Annotated in this window: 12 protein-coding genes; 6 read left to right on the forward strand and 6 right to left on the reverse strand. The window is 71.4% G+C overall.

Features of this window, described 5'->3' with window-relative positions; genetic code table 11:
* Positions 1 to 93: 93 nt before the first annotated feature.
* Genes D9R14_RS08895 through hypE form a run of 3 tightly spaced genes read left to right on the forward strand, consistent with a single transcriptional unit; the run spans position 94 to position 2578 of the window.
* A complete protein-coding gene (locus tag D9R14_RS08895) occupies positions 94 to 387 on the forward strand; it encodes a HypC/HybG/HupF family hydrogenase formation chaperone (RefSeq protein ID WP_121622977.1) in 294 nt (97 codons plus the stop codon).
* A gap of 11 nt (positions 388 to 398) precedes the next feature.
* Positions 399 to 1523: a hydrogenase formation protein HypD gene (gene hypD / locus D9R14_RS08900; RefSeq protein ID WP_121622978.1), complete on the forward strand. Its 1125-nt coding sequence runs from the start codon at positions 399 to 401 to the stop codon at positions 1521 to 1523.
* Positions 1520 to 2578 carry a hydrogenase expression/formation protein HypE gene (hypE, locus tag D9R14_RS08905; RefSeq protein ID WP_281041997.1) on the forward strand — a complete coding sequence of 353 codons (1059 nt, stop codon included), beginning with the start codon at positions 1520 to 1522 and terminating at the stop codon, positions 2576 to 2578. Before hypD ends, hypE begins: the two co-directional genes overlap by 4 nt.
* 575 nt (positions 2579 to 3153) lie before the next feature.
* On the opposite strand, the gene D9R14_RS08910 is transcribed toward hypE, so the two are convergent.
* Together D9R14_RS08910 and D9R14_RS08915 are read right to left on the reverse strand one after the other, a co-directional pair.
* Positions 3154 to 3660 carry a hypothetical protein gene (locus D9R14_RS08910; RefSeq protein ID WP_121622979.1) on the reverse strand — a complete coding sequence of 169 codons (507 nt, stop codon included), beginning with the start codon at positions 3658 to 3660 and terminating at the stop codon, positions 3154 to 3156.
* A gap of 43 nt (positions 3661 to 3703) precedes the next feature.
* On the reverse strand, positions 3704 to 4537 hold the full coding sequence (locus D9R14_RS08915; RefSeq protein WP_147452993.1) for a VHL beta domain-containing protein: 834 nt from the start codon (positions 4535 to 4537) through the stop codon (positions 3704 to 3706).
* 219 nt (positions 4538 to 4756) lie between these two features.
* On the opposite strand from D9R14_RS08915, the gene D9R14_RS08925 reads away from it, so the two are divergent.
* Positions 4757 to 5797, forward strand: coding sequence for a proline iminopeptidase-family hydrolase (locus D9R14_RS08925; RefSeq protein ID WP_210210830.1), 1041 nt, complete (start codon positions 4757 to 4759; stop codon positions 5795 to 5797).
* A 7-nt stretch (positions 5798 to 5804) separates the two neighbouring features.
* Here D9R14_RS08925 and fabG read toward each other — a convergent pair whose 3' ends face one another.
* A complete protein-coding gene (gene fabG / locus D9R14_RS08930; RefSeq protein ID WP_121622981.1) occupies positions 5805 to 6578 on the reverse strand; it encodes a 3-oxoacyl-ACP reductase FabG in 774 nt (257 codons plus the stop codon).
* A 168-nt stretch (positions 6579 to 6746) separates the two neighbouring features.
* On the opposite strand from fabG, the gene D9R14_RS08935 reads away from it, so the two are divergent.
* Positions 6747 to 7730: a phosphotransferase enzyme family protein gene (locus D9R14_RS08935; protein WP_121622982.1), complete on the forward strand. Its 984-nt coding sequence runs from the start codon at positions 6747 to 6749 to the stop codon at positions 7728 to 7730.
* 20 nt (positions 7731 to 7750) lie between these two features.
* Positions 7751 to 9091: an aspartate aminotransferase family protein gene (locus D9R14_RS08940; protein ID WP_121622983.1), complete on the forward strand. Its 1341-nt coding sequence runs from the start codon at positions 7751 to 7753 to the stop codon at positions 9089 to 9091.
* A 190-nt stretch (positions 9092 to 9281) separates the two neighbouring features.
* On the opposite strand, the gene D9R14_RS08945 is transcribed toward D9R14_RS08940, so the two are convergent.
* The 3 genes from D9R14_RS08945 to D9R14_RS08955 all read right to left on the reverse strand — a co-directional run bounded on the left by D9R14_RS08945 (position 9282) and on the right by D9R14_RS08955 (position 11948).
* Complete coding sequence (locus D9R14_RS08945; protein WP_121622984.1) at positions 9282 to 10163, reverse strand: 3-hydroxybutyryl-CoA dehydrogenase; 882 nt, start codon at positions 10161 to 10163, stop codon at positions 9282 to 9284.
* Between the two features lie 91 nt (positions 10164 to 10254).
* Complete coding sequence (locus D9R14_RS08950; RefSeq protein ID WP_121622985.1) at positions 10255 to 11199, reverse strand: electron transfer flavoprotein subunit alpha/FixB family protein; 945 nt, start codon at positions 11197 to 11199, stop codon at positions 10255 to 10257.
* The gene (locus tag D9R14_RS08955; protein WP_121622986.1) at positions 11199 to 11948 is read right to left on the reverse strand and encodes an electron transfer flavoprotein subunit beta/FixA family protein; all 750 of its coding nucleotides are present in this window, start codon (positions 11946 to 11948) and stop codon (positions 11199 to 11201) included. The genes D9R14_RS08950 and D9R14_RS08955 overlap by 1 nt, the downstream gene beginning before the upstream one ends.
* Between the last annotated feature and the right edge of the window lie 87 nt (positions 11949 to 12035).

Here is a 12035-nt window from a genome sequence, read left to right on the forward strand (position 1 = left end):
CCGCCCGTCCTTCTTGCTCCACGCCCCTCCCCGGCCCTCCCCCGCACGCGGGAGAGGGGGAACGCCGCTCGAAGACCCTTTAGGAGCCCTGCCATGTGCCTCGGCATTCCCGGACAGATCGTCGCCGTCGCCGACGCGGACGCCATGCTCTGCACCGTCGACGTCTCGGGCGTGCGGCGGGCGGTGGACGTGGCGTGCGTCGCCGCGCCCGGGCGCCCGCTCGACGAGCTCGTCGGCGCCTGGGTGCTGGTGCATGTGGGCTTCGCCATGAGCGTCATCGACGAGGACGAAGCCGCCGCCACGCTGAAGGTGCTCACCGAGATCGGCGAGGCGGAGGCCGAGATGGCAGCCCTGCGCCTCGGCCTCGACCAGAACGCGACCATCTGAGGAGACGCGCCATGCGCTACGTGGACGAATTCCGCGACCCGGCGCTCGCCGCCGCGCTCGTGAAGGAGATCGGCGCCGTGTGCGCGCGGCTGGAGCGCGGGCGCGACACGCCGCTCACGGTGATGGAGGTGTGTGGCGGGCACACCCACGCCATCTTCCGCTACGGGCTCGAAGGGCTGCTGCCCGACCTCGTCGAGTTCGTGCACGGCCCCGGCTGCCCGGTGTGCGTGCTGCCCATGGGGCGGGTGGACGACTGCGTCGCCATCGCCGAGCGCGCGGAGGTGATCTTCGCCACCTTCGGCGACGCCATGCGCGTGCCGGGCTCAAGCAAGAGCCTGCTCCAGGCCAAGGCCGAGGGGGCGGACGTGCGCATGGTCTATTCGCCGCTCGACGCATTGGCGCTGGCCAGGAAGAACCCGGACCGCGAAGTGGTGTTCTTCGGCCTCGGCTTCGAGACCACCATGCCCTCCACCGCGCTCACCGTGCTGCGCGCCGCGCGCGAGGGCACCTCCAACTTCTCCCTGTTCTGCAACCACATCACCATCATCCCGACCCTGCGGGCGCTGCTGGAGCAGCCGGACTTCGGCATCGACGGCTTCATCGGGCCGGGGCACGTCTCCATGGTGATCGGGACCGAACCCTACCGCTTCATCGCCGAGGAATTCGGCAGGCCGCTGGTGGTGGCGGGCTTCGAGCCCATCGACCTCCTGCAGTCGCTCCTCATGGTGCTGCGCCAGATGGAAGACGGCCGCGCGCGGATCGAGAACCAGTATGCCCGCGTGGTGCCCGACGCCGGCAACCCGGCGGCGCTCGCGGCCGTGCAGCAGGTCTACGAGCCGCGCGAGAGCTTCGAGTGGCGCGGGCTCGGTTCCATCGCCGGATCGGGGGTGCGGCTGCGCGAAGCCTATGCCGGCTTCGATGCGGAGAAGCGCTTCGCGCTCGCCGCGGCGCAGGTGGCGGACCCGGCCCAATGCCGCTGCGGCGCGGTGCTCACAGGGGCGGAAAAGCCCTGGGCCTGCCCGGAATTCGGCACCGGCTGCACGCCGGAAACCCCGCTTGGCGCGCTCATGGTGTCCTCGGAAGGGTCCTGCGCGGCCTACTACCAGTATGGCGGCATGCGGGGGGCGGCAGCGTGAGCGCGCCATTCGCCTCCTCCCGCCGCGCATTGCCCGCGCGCGTAACGCTGGCCCATGGCGGCGGCGGCAGCGCCATGCGCGACCTCATCGACGGCGTGTTCCGCGCCGCCTTCGCCGACGACGGCGCGCTCCCTGCAGCCGAGGACCAGGCGCGCTTCGACCTTGCCGCGCTCGCCGCGAAGGGCGACCGGCTCGCCTTCACCACCGACGGCTTCGTGGTGGACCCGCTGTTCTTCCCCGGCGGCGACATCGGCACGCTCGCCGTGTGCGGCACCATCAACGACCTCGCCGTGGGCGGGGCGGTGCCGGTGGCGCTCTCCTGCGCGGCGATCGTCGAGGAGGGGCTGCCGGTGGAGGTGCTCCGGCGCGTCGCCGCCTCCATGGCGCAGGCGGCGCGGGCGGCGGGGGTTCCCATCGCCACCGGCGACACCAAGGTGGTGGCGCGCGGGGCGTGCGACAAGCTGTTCGTCACCACCACCGGCATCGGCGTGGTGCGCGCCGGGCTCGACATCGGCATCGACAAGGCGCGGCCGGGGGACGTGATCCTGGTCAACGGGCTGCTGGGCGACCACGGCGCCGCCATCCTCAATGCGCGCGGCGACCTCGCCCTGGAGACCGCCATCGAAAGCGACTGCGCCGCCCTCGACGGCCTCGTCGCCGCCCTGATCGCGAGCGCCCCCGGCATCCGCATGATGCGCGACGCGACGCGCGGCGGCGTCGCCGCGGTGCTGAACGAGCTGGCCGAGGCGAGCCGCGTGGGCGTGAGCGTGCGGGAGCTGGACCTGCCGATCCGCCCCGAGGTGACGGGCTTCTGCGAGATCCTCGGCCTCGACCCGCTCTACCTCGCCAACGAGGGCAAGCTGGTGGCCGTGGTGCCGGCCGAAGAGGCGGACGCCGCGCTGGCGGCCCTGCGCGCCCATCCTCTGGGGCGGGGGGCGGCGGCCATCGGGCGGGTGAGCGACGGCCGGCCGGGGCGCGTGGTCATGGAGACGCGCTTCGGCGGCGCGCGGGTGGTCGACATGCTGGTGGGCGACCAGCTGCCGCGGATTTGTTGAGCGGGCGGGGCGTGGATGCTCCGGACAAGGCGGGAGCATGACGGCGGTTGGGCGGGCCGCCGCAGGCTCTGCGTCACCAACCTCGCCCCTCGCACCACCGTCGCCCTCCGACTTGATCGGAGGGCCCATCGCGCGGTGGGGTGTGATGCGGGGCGGCGGGCATGGATGCTCCGGTCAAGCCGGAGCATGACGGCGGTTGGGCGGGCTGCCGCAGGCGCTTCGTCAACGTCCTCGCCCCTCACGCCTTTCACCGTCGCCATATCCCGGCTTGATTCACTGCCGTCATCCCCCGGCTTGTCCGGGGGATCCACGCCGCGACTGGGCCGGCGCCGCGTTTTCCGGGCGCCGGGGAGCGGCAGGGTGGATGCCCCGGACAAGCCGGGGCATGACGGCGGCTTATGGGGATGCGGCTGGGCTTTTTCTGGCGGACTTTCAACCGCTGTCCTCGCCCTTCTCCCCGCCGTCGCCCTCCGACTTGATCGGAGGACCCATCGCGCGGTGGGGCGCGATGCGGTGAGGCGGGCATGGATGCTCCGGTCAAGCCGGAGCATGACGGCGGTTGGGGGACGCCCCCCTCACCCGCCGTTGGCGTTCACGCACTGGTTCACGCGCTCCCACGCGTCGGCGGAGCGCTTGCCGAGGTTCACCTTGCCGTCGTCCTCGCTGTCCATCAGCGACCATGTGAAGACGCCGGCGTTGGCGATGTCGGACACCGCCCCATAGTCCAGCAGGAACCACAGGCGCGCTCCGTTGGCCTCGGCGGTCACCGACCAGTCCGCCACGCCCTTCGGCTTGCCCGGAATCGCAACCACGGACCGCGGCCACTTGCCCTTGCGGCCCTCCCCCTTCATGCTGATGTAGGTGTGGCGGTCAGAGCGCATGGCGAGGATGTCCTCGCGACCGCCCGCCCTGCGCACCGCGCGGCAGTTGACGATGGTCTTCGACTCGCGGGTGGCCGTGAACTCCCAGCCGTCGAAGCCCGCGCCGAAGGGCTTGGTCTGCGCCTGGGCCACGGCCGGCGCCAGAGCCGGGGCGAGCAGCCCCGCGGCAAGCGCGAGGGCGGTCAGTACGTTGCGTCGCATGTCAGCTTCTCCCCTGGGTGGGCGCCGGAGGGCGCCACCGCCGTCAGTCCCAGATCTGGAATTCGTTGGCGCCTTCGCCGCGGGCACGCGGGTCGCCCATCATCACCCCACCGTGGCAATTGCCGTTGGCATCCACCGCGATCCAGGCATGGCCGGCATAGGTGCTCTGGGTCGCGTTGCTGTCAGGCTTCAGGCGGTGATAGGCCTTCCACTGGCCGTTGAAGTCGATCCACATGATGTCGAGCGGCACCTGCGTGCCGTTGTAGAACAGCACCTTCACCGGCACGTTGGTCGCGGGCGAGCGCACCGAGCCCGGCGGCGGGCAGCCGCGGCCCACGTCGGGGGCCGGGGGCGGGGGCGGCGGCGCGGGAGCGCGGTTCGGCTGAGGCGCGGCGGCCACCTGCCGCTTGCCCTGGTTGCGGGCGCACTGGCGCGCGAGGTCGATGGCCGCGGCCGCGCCATCGAGGTTGAACACCTGCAGGCCGCGGTCGAGATTGACGGCGAAGTCCGGCGCGTTGCGGAAGGCGTCGAGCTGGTCGCGGTCGATGGCCATGGAGGCCCAGCCGTCGCCCTCGGCGGCGAAGGCGCCCATCTCGGCCGCGTCGCCGAAGCCGTAATAGCCCTGCACCTTGCCGCGCCGGCCGTAATAGGGCACGCCGATCTGCCAGGAATTGCCGTCCGTGGCGATGCGGAACTGCACTTGGCCGTTGTCCGTATCGGCGGCGCAATAGCCGAACATCGGCCCGACCCACACCGACACCACGTTCCACCGCCCGGCGTTCTGATAGGCCTTCTCGTCCTGCGCCGCAGCCGGCACGGCAAGCCAAAGCCCCGCGAGGGCGAACAGCCCCGCGGCCAAAATGGAACGCCCCCGCATGGCTCCGCCCCCGGAAATGTCTGAAAAAGAGACTTCAACAAATCGTTATTTACAGTCCCCTCCCCTGTCAAGCTGGCGCCTTCGAAGCACTCCTGAAGAAAAGCGGCCATATCGGCCGGCCCACTTCTTCTGCCACGGCATGGAAAGGCCAGGGGCGACACGGAGCCGCGCGGTCCGCTATCCTCGCCGGAGGCATCCGAGTACGCGGGAGGAACAGGCGTGAGCGGCGATCGGCAGGACCGCCAATGGGATGACGGCAGGTGGCGCGCCGCGGGCATCGGCCGGCGCGCCTTCCTCAAAGGCGCGGGCGCGGCGCTGCTCGCCGGCCCCGCCATCGCGCGCCCCGCCCTCGCGCGCCCCGCCGCCTATCCGGCGCCCGAGCGCGAGCTGATGGTGCCCGTTGCGGGCGGGCGCATCTATGTGCGGGTCAACGGCGCCGGGCGCGGCCTGCCGCTTATCGCGCTCCATGGCGGGCCGGGCGGCACCCATTCATCGCTGCTCGATTTGCTGGAGCTGGCGGACGCCCGCCCGGTGATCCTCTACGACCAGCTGGACGGCGGCCGCTCGGACCGGCCGGACGATCCCGCCAACTGGCACGTCGCCCGCTTCGTGGACGAGATCGAGGCCATCCGCGCGGCGCTCGGCATTCCCCGCTGGCATGTGCTCGGCCACAGCTGGGGCGGCACGCTGGCACTCGAATACGGCGCGCGCCGGCCGCCCGCGCTCGCCGGACTGGTGTTGGCGAGCCCGCTCGTCTCCACGGCAAGCTGGATGGCCGACGCCAATGCCCTGCGGAACCAGTTGCCGGCGCAGGCGCGCGACGATCTCCTGCGCTGCGAGGGCGAGGCGCCGCCGCCGCAGGACGCCTGCGAGGCGGCGAGCGCGCTGTTCTACGGCGCCTTCAACCTGCGCGGGCCGCGTCCCGCCGCCATGACCGCCTACCGGAATCCGGACGACCGCGGCTTCAACGGCAGGCTCTACGGCACCATGTGGGGTTCGAGCGAATTCCGCTCCACCGGCACCTTGAAGGACTATGACGGCACGCCGCTGCTCGCCCGGCTCGACGGGCCGCGCACCCTGTTCCTGGTGGGCCAGTATGACGAGGCGCGGCCGCAGACCATCGCGGACTTCGCCGCGCGCGTGCCCGGCTCGGAGTACGGCGTCATCCCCGGCGCCGCCCACGGCACCTTTATCGACCGGCCGGACGAGACCGTCGGCCTGCTGCGCGCCTGGCTCGCGCGGCAGGACGCGCTCGGCTGAGGGGAGATCAGGCGATCTCCTCAAGCGCCATGAGCGACTCCGGCAGCACCTGCCCGCCGTCGATCACCAGCGTCTGGCCGGTGATGTAGGCCGCCTCCTCGGAAGCGAAGAACAAAGCGGCGTTGGCGATGTCGTCCACGCTGCCGAGCCGCTTCAGGGGAATGGAGGCCTCCATCTTCTCCAGATAGTCGGCACCGAGGCCGTCGAGGCCCTCGGTGCGGATGTTGCCGGGCAGCACCGCGTTCACCGTGATGCCGAACGGCGCCAGCTCCAGGCAGGCGGTGCGGATGAAGCCGAGCTGCCCCGCCTTCGAGGCGCCGTAATGCGCCCAGCCGGGATAGCCGGTGATCGGCCCGGTGATGGAGGAGGTGACGACGATGCGCCCCCAGCGCGCCGCCTTCATGGCCGGCAGCACCGCCGCCACCGAATGGAACGTGCCCTTCAGGTTGGTGCCGATCACCTGGTCGAAGTCGGCATCGGTCATCACGTCGAGCTTGGCCGCCGGGAAGATGCCGGCGTTCGCGCACAGGATGTCGAGCCGGCCATACCGCTCCAGCGCCGCGGCGGCGAACGCGGCGCAGGCCGCCCGATCGGCGACGTCGGCCGCGAAGGCCGAGGCGTTGGGGCCGATCTCGGCCGCCGCCGCTTCCGCGTCGGCGAGGCGCCGCGCCACCACCAGCACGTTGAGCCCGGCCGCGCCGAAGCGCCGGGCGATGCCCCGGCCGATGCCCTTGCTGCCGCCCGTCACCACCACCGTCCGCCCTTCGAGCGCCTTCAGCATCGGATTGCTCCTCTTTCCCGCCGGCCGGTTCTTGTGCGGCCCCGCGCTCTGGCGCGATATTGGGCATGCCCAAGAGTGCATCGACGGATCGAACTTGTGAAGGAGCCTGGATGACGATGGCTGAGCGCGCGCGGACCAGGACCGGCCCACCCCGCACAGGGGCCGGCCATGCTCTATGACGACGCCTTCCTCGCGCGCATCGGCGCCGGGCTCGGCGCGGCGCTGCCGCTGTGGGACCTCGCGCCGGACACGCGGCTGGAGCTTCTCACCATCTCCGAGAACGCCACCTTCCGCGCCACCGGCACCGGGCAGGGCGACATCGTCTTCCGCGTCCACCGGCCCGGCTATCACTCCCGCGCGGAGATCGCCTCGGAGCTCGCCTGGATCGCGGCGCTGCGGGCCGAAGGCGTGGTGACGACGCCGCGCCCCTTGCCGCTGAAGGACGGCAGCCTGATCGCCGACCTTGAGGATGGCGGCACGGTGCGCCACGTGGTGGCGTTCGAGTTCTTCCCCGGCCGGGAGCCCGGCGAAGGCGACGCGCTGGAGGGCTGGTTCCGCGAGCTCGGCGCCATCCATGCGCGCCTGCACGCCCATGCCCGGCGCTGGGCGCGGCCGGACGGTTTCTCCCGCAAGGTCTGGAACTTCGAGAGCACGCTGGGCGCCGCGCCGCTCTGGGGCGACTTCCGCGCCGGCCTCGGTCTCGATGCGCCGGGCCGCGCGCTGCTGGAGCGCACGGCCGGCATGCTCCGGCGCACGCTCGCGCCTTTGGAGGCGCCGGAGAATTTCGGCCTCATCCACGCCGACCTGCGCCTCGCCAACCTTCTGGTGGACGGGGAGCGCCTGGCGCTGATCGACTTCGACGATTGCGGCTTCTCCTGGTTCCTCTACGACTTCGCGGCCGCCATCTCCTTCATCGAGCACGAGCCTTTTGTGCCCGCGCTGCGGGCGGCGTGGCTCGACGGCTACCGCGCGGTCTCTCCGCTCGGGCCGGAGGCGGAGGGCCAGCTCGATCTTTATGTCATGCTGAGGCGCATCCTGCTCACCGCCTGGATCGCCTCCCATGCCGAGACGCCGACGGCGCAGGCCATGGGCGTCCCCTACACGGAAGGCACGCTCGCACTGGCGGACGCCTTCCTCGGCCGCCACGGCTGAGCGCGGCGCAGGAGCCGACCATGGAGCGCAAGAAGGAGATCCTCGCCCTCAACGCCTTCGCCCCCGCGCCGGGCGCGGACCTCGTCTCCGCCGGGCTGGGCGAAGACTTGGCGCACAGGGTCGAGCGCCGCCGGCGCAGTTTCGGCGCCACCTCGGTGCTGTTCTATGACCGCCCGCTGCATGTGGTGGCCGCGCGCGGCGCGACGCTCACCACCGCCGACGGGGCGCGCTATCTCGACCTCTACAACAACGTTCCCTCGGTGGGGCACGGCCACCCGAAGGTGGTGGCGGCGGTGCGCGCGCAGGTGGGGCAGCTCAACATCCATTCGCGCTACCTCATCGACGTGGTCGACGATTATGCGGAGCGGCTGCTGGCGCACTTCCCGGCGCCGCTGGCCAATGTCGCCTTCACCTGCACCGGCTCGGAGAGCAACGACCTCGCCCTGCGCCTCGCCCGGCTCGCGAGCGGCGGCAGGGGCGTGGTGGTGAGCGAGAGCGCCTATCACGGCAACACCGCCGCCGTGACCGAGGTCTCGCCCTCCTCCTACCGGAAAGGCGGCCCGCCTTCCTTCGTGCGCACCGTGCCGCCGCCCCACCCCGCGCACTATGGGGCGGACGTGGCGGGCGGGTTCGCGCGGGCGGTCGCCGCGGCCATCAACGCGCTGAAGGCGCACGGGCACGGCTTCGCGGCGCTTCTGGTGGACACCATCTTCTCGTCCGACGGGGTGCATGCCGATCCGCCGGGCTTTCTTGCGCCGGCGGCGGCGGCGGCGCGGGCTGCGGGCGGGCTCTTCATCGCCGACGAGGTGCAGCCGGGCTTCGGCCGCACCGGCACGAACATGTGGGGCTTCGCGCGCCACGGCGTGGTGCCGGACATCGTCACCCTGGGCAAGCCCATGGGCAACGGCATCGCACTCGGCGCCGTGGTCACGCGGCCGGACCTGCTGGCGCCGTTCGCCGACGCCTTCGGCTATTTCAACACCTTCGGCGGCAGCCCGGTGGCCTGCGCCGCCGGGCTCGCGGTGCTGGAGGCGCTGGCCGAGGACGGACTGATGGAGAATGCGCGAACCGTCGGCGCCCGGATCGCCGCGCGGCTGGCCGACCTGCGCCCCGCCTGTCCCGCCATCGGCGAGGTCCGCGGCGCCGGCCTCTATCTCGGCATCGACATCGTGGCGCGCGCGGACGGCCGCCCCGACCCCGAGGGCGCGAGCGGCCTCATCAACGCCTTGCGCACGCGCGGCATCCTGATCGGCGCCGCCGGCCCGCTCGGCCACACCCTGAAGGTGCGCCCGCCGCTGTGCCTGACAGCGGACGAGGCGGACAGCTTCATCGATGCGCTGGGGGCGATCCTGCGGGGGTGAAGGCGCCGCCGGACACAAGGCGCACCCACTGGTCTCCCGCGCGCCCCTCCCCCGTGTGGGGGAGCGAGACCTTCGGTCCAGGCCGGGGACGCGACTTGGCGGCGACCCGGAACGCAAAAAGCCCTTCCCCCCCCCGCGGGAGGAAAGGGCTCTGCGCATCCGGATCTTCGCCCGCCGCGCGGGCCGATGCTCAGCGGGTGGGGACCGGCTTCTCGCCGCGATAGTCGTAGAAGCCGCGCTGCGTCTTGCGGCCGAGCCAGCCGGCCTCGACATACTTCACCAGCAGCGGGCACGGGCGGTACTTGGAATCCGCGAGCCCCTCGTGCAGCACCTGCATCACGGCGAGGCAGGTGTCGAGGCCGATGAAGTCGGCGAGTTGCAGCGGCCCCATGGGGTGGTTGGCGCCGAGCTTCATGGCGCGGTCGATGCTGTCCACCGAGCCGACGCCCTCATAGAGCGTGTAGATCGCCTCGTTGATCATCGGCAAAAGGATGCGGTTGACGATGAAGGCCGGGAAGTCCTCCGCCACCGCATAGGTCTTGTGCAGCCGGGTGACGAACTGCTTGGAGCTCTCGAAGGTGTCGTCGTCGGTGGCGATGCCGCGCACCAGCTCCACCAGTTCCATCAGCGGCACCGGATTCATGAAGTGAATGCCGATGAAGCGCTCCGGCCGGTCGGTCGAAGCGGCGAGGCGGGTGATGGAGATGGACGAGGTGTTCGAGGCGAGCAGCGCCTCCGGCTTCACCACCGGGCAGAGCGAGGCGAAGATCTTGCGCTTCACCTCTTCCCGCTCGGTCGCGGACTCGATCACGAGGTCGCAGTCGGCGAGGTCCTCGACCCGGTCGGCGGCGGCGATGCGGCCGAGCGCCTGCTGGCGGTCGTCCTCCGAGACGGTGCCCTTCGACACCTGCTTGGCCATGTTGCCGTTGATGGTGGCGAGGCCGGAGCGGATGCGGTCCGGATCGGCGTCGTTGAGCGCCACGTCGTAGCCCGCCAGCGCGCAGACATGCGCGATGCCGTTGCCCATCTGGCCTGCGCCGATGACCCCGACCTTCTTGATCTCGAGCGGCATGGTTCTCTCGTTCTGCCTTGTTGCCGATGACCGGAGCGGGCGTGCCCGAAACTGCGGCCGGCCGCAAAGGCCGGCCGCAGCCAGTTGTATCCTATCCCTTGACCTTGGCGATCTCGGCCTTCAGCTCGGGGATGACGGTGTTGATGTCGCCCACGAGGCCGTAGTCGGCCACCTGGAAGATCGGCGCCTCCTCGTCCTTGTTGACGGCGACGATGACCTTCGAGTCCTTCATGCCGGCGAGATGCTGGATCGCGCCGGAGATGCCGAGGGCGATGTAGAGCTCGGGCGCCACCACCTTGCCGGTCTGGCCCACCTGCCAGTCGTTCGGCGCGTAGCCAGCGTCCACCGCGGCGCGCGAGGCGCCCACCGCCGCGCCGAGCGCATCGGCCAAGGGCTCGATCAGCTCGGCGAACTTCTCGCGCGAGCCGACCGCGCGGCCGCCCGAGACGATGATCTTCGCCGCCGTCAGCTCGGGACGGTCGGAGGCGGCGATCGCCTCCTCGACGAACACGGAGACCGCCGGATCGGCGGCGGCCGCAACAGCCTCCACAGGCGCGGAGCCGCCCTCGCCGGTGGCGGCGAAGGAGGCCGTGCGCACGGTGACGACCTTCTTGGCGTCCGACGACTTCACGGTCTGGATCGCGTTGCCCGCATAGATCGGGCGCTCGAACGTGTCGGGCGCGTCGACCTTGATGATGTCGGAGATCTGCATCACGTCGAGCAAAGCGGCGACGCGGGGCAGCACGTTCTTCACCATGGCGGTGGAGGGGCCGACGATGGCGTCGTAGCCGGGAGCCAGCGAGACGACGAGCGCCGCCAGCGGCTCGGCCAGACGGTGCGCATAGAGCGCGTCGTCCGCCAGCAGCACCTTCTCGACGCCGGCGAGCTTGGCCGCCGCATCGGCGACCGCCGTGGCGCCCTGGCCGGCGACCAGGATATGCACCGGCGCGCCGAGCGCGGCGGCGGCGGTGAGGGCCTTGGCGGTGACGCCGTTGAGAGCCGAATTGTCGTGTTCGGCGATGAGCAAGGTCGCCATCAGATCACCCCCGCCTCGTCCTTGAGCTTGCCGACGAGCTCGGCCACCGACCCCACCTTGACGCCCGCCTTGCGGCCCGCCGGCTCGGCGGTCTTGACGACGGTGAGGCGCGGGGCGACGTCGACGCCATAGGCGTCCGGCGTCTTCTCGTCGATGGGCTTCTTCTTGGCCTTCATGATGTTCGGCAGCGAGGCGTAGCGCGGCTCGTTGAGGCGCAGGTCCGTCGTCACGATGGCCGGACCCTTGAGGGTCACGGTCTGCAGGCCGCCGTCGATCTCGCGGGTCACGGCGAAGCCGCCGTCCTCCACCACCACCTTCGAGGCGAAGGTGCCCTGGGGCCAGCCCAGCAGCGCGGCCAGCATCTGGCCGGTCTGGTTGCAGTCGTCGTCGATCGCCTGCTTGCCGAGGATGACGAGGCCGGGGGCCTCTTCGCCCACGACGGCCTTGAGGATCTTCGCCACCGCCAGCGGCTCGACCACGCCGTCCACCTTCACCAGGATGCCGCGGTCGGCGCCCATGGCGAGCGCGGTGCGCAGCGTCTCGGAGGCCTGCGCCGGGCCGATGGAGACGACCACCACCTCGGTGGCCTTGCCGGCTTCCTTGAGGCGCAGCGCCTCTTCCACGGCGATCTCGTCGAACGGGTTCATGGACATCTTGACGTTGGCGAGCTCCACGCCCGACCCGTCCGACTTCACCCGGACCTTCACGTTGTAATCCACCACCCGCTTCACGGGCACCAGGATCTTCATCGAGGCGTGCTCCCCATCTCCCGACCTGAGGTCCGGCTGCGCGCGTGCGCCGAACATATATCCGCGGGCTCAAGGCCCGCTGCGTGC

It is taken from the genome of Xanthobacter tagetidis (assembly GCF_003667445.1).
GTDB classification, from domain to species: Bacteria; Pseudomonadota; Alphaproteobacteria; order Rhizobiales; family Xanthobacteraceae; genus Xanthobacter; species Xanthobacter tagetidis.

What these genes read in the sequence shown, in the direction of transcription:
- D9R14_RS08910 (WP_121622979.1), bottom strand. Translation starts at nt 3,660, where the DNA reads ATGCGACGCAACGTACTGACCGCCCTCGCGCTTGCCGCGGGGCTGCTC.
- D9R14_RS08940 (WP_121622983.1), top strand. Translation starts at nt 7,751, where the DNA reads ATGGAGCGCAAGAAGGAGATCCTCGCCCTCAACGCCTTCGCCCCCGCG.
- hypD (WP_121622978.1), top strand. Translation starts at nt 399, where the DNA reads ATGCGCTACGTGGACGAATTCCGCGACCCGGCGCTCGCCGCCGCGCTC.
- D9R14_RS08950 (WP_121622985.1), bottom strand. Translation starts at nt 11,199, where the DNA reads ATGGCGACCTTGCTCATCGCCGAACACGACAATTCGGCTCTCAACGGC.
- D9R14_RS08955 (WP_121622986.1), bottom strand. Translation starts at nt 11,948, where the DNA reads ATGAAGATCCTGGTGCCCGTGAAGCGGGTGGTGGATTACAACGTGAAG.
- D9R14_RS08945 (WP_121622984.1), bottom strand. Translation starts at nt 10,163, where the DNA reads ATGCCGCTCGAGATCAAGAAGGTCGGGGTCATCGGCGCAGGCCAGATG.
- fabG (WP_121622981.1), bottom strand. Translation starts at nt 6,578, where the DNA reads ATGCTGAAGGCGCTCGAAGGGCGGACGGTGGTGGTGACGGGCGGCAGC.
- D9R14_RS08895 (WP_121622977.1), top strand. Translation starts at nt 94, where the DNA reads ATGTGCCTCGGCATTCCCGGACAGATCGTCGCCGTCGCCGACGCGGAC.
- D9R14_RS08935 (WP_121622982.1), top strand. Translation starts at nt 6,747, where the DNA reads ATGCTCTATGACGACGCCTTCCTCGCGCGCATCGGCGCCGGGCTCGGC.
- D9R14_RS08915 (WP_147452993.1), bottom strand. Translation starts at nt 4,537, where the DNA reads ATGCGGGGGCGTTCCATTTTGGCCGCGGGGCTGTTCGCCCTCGCGGGG.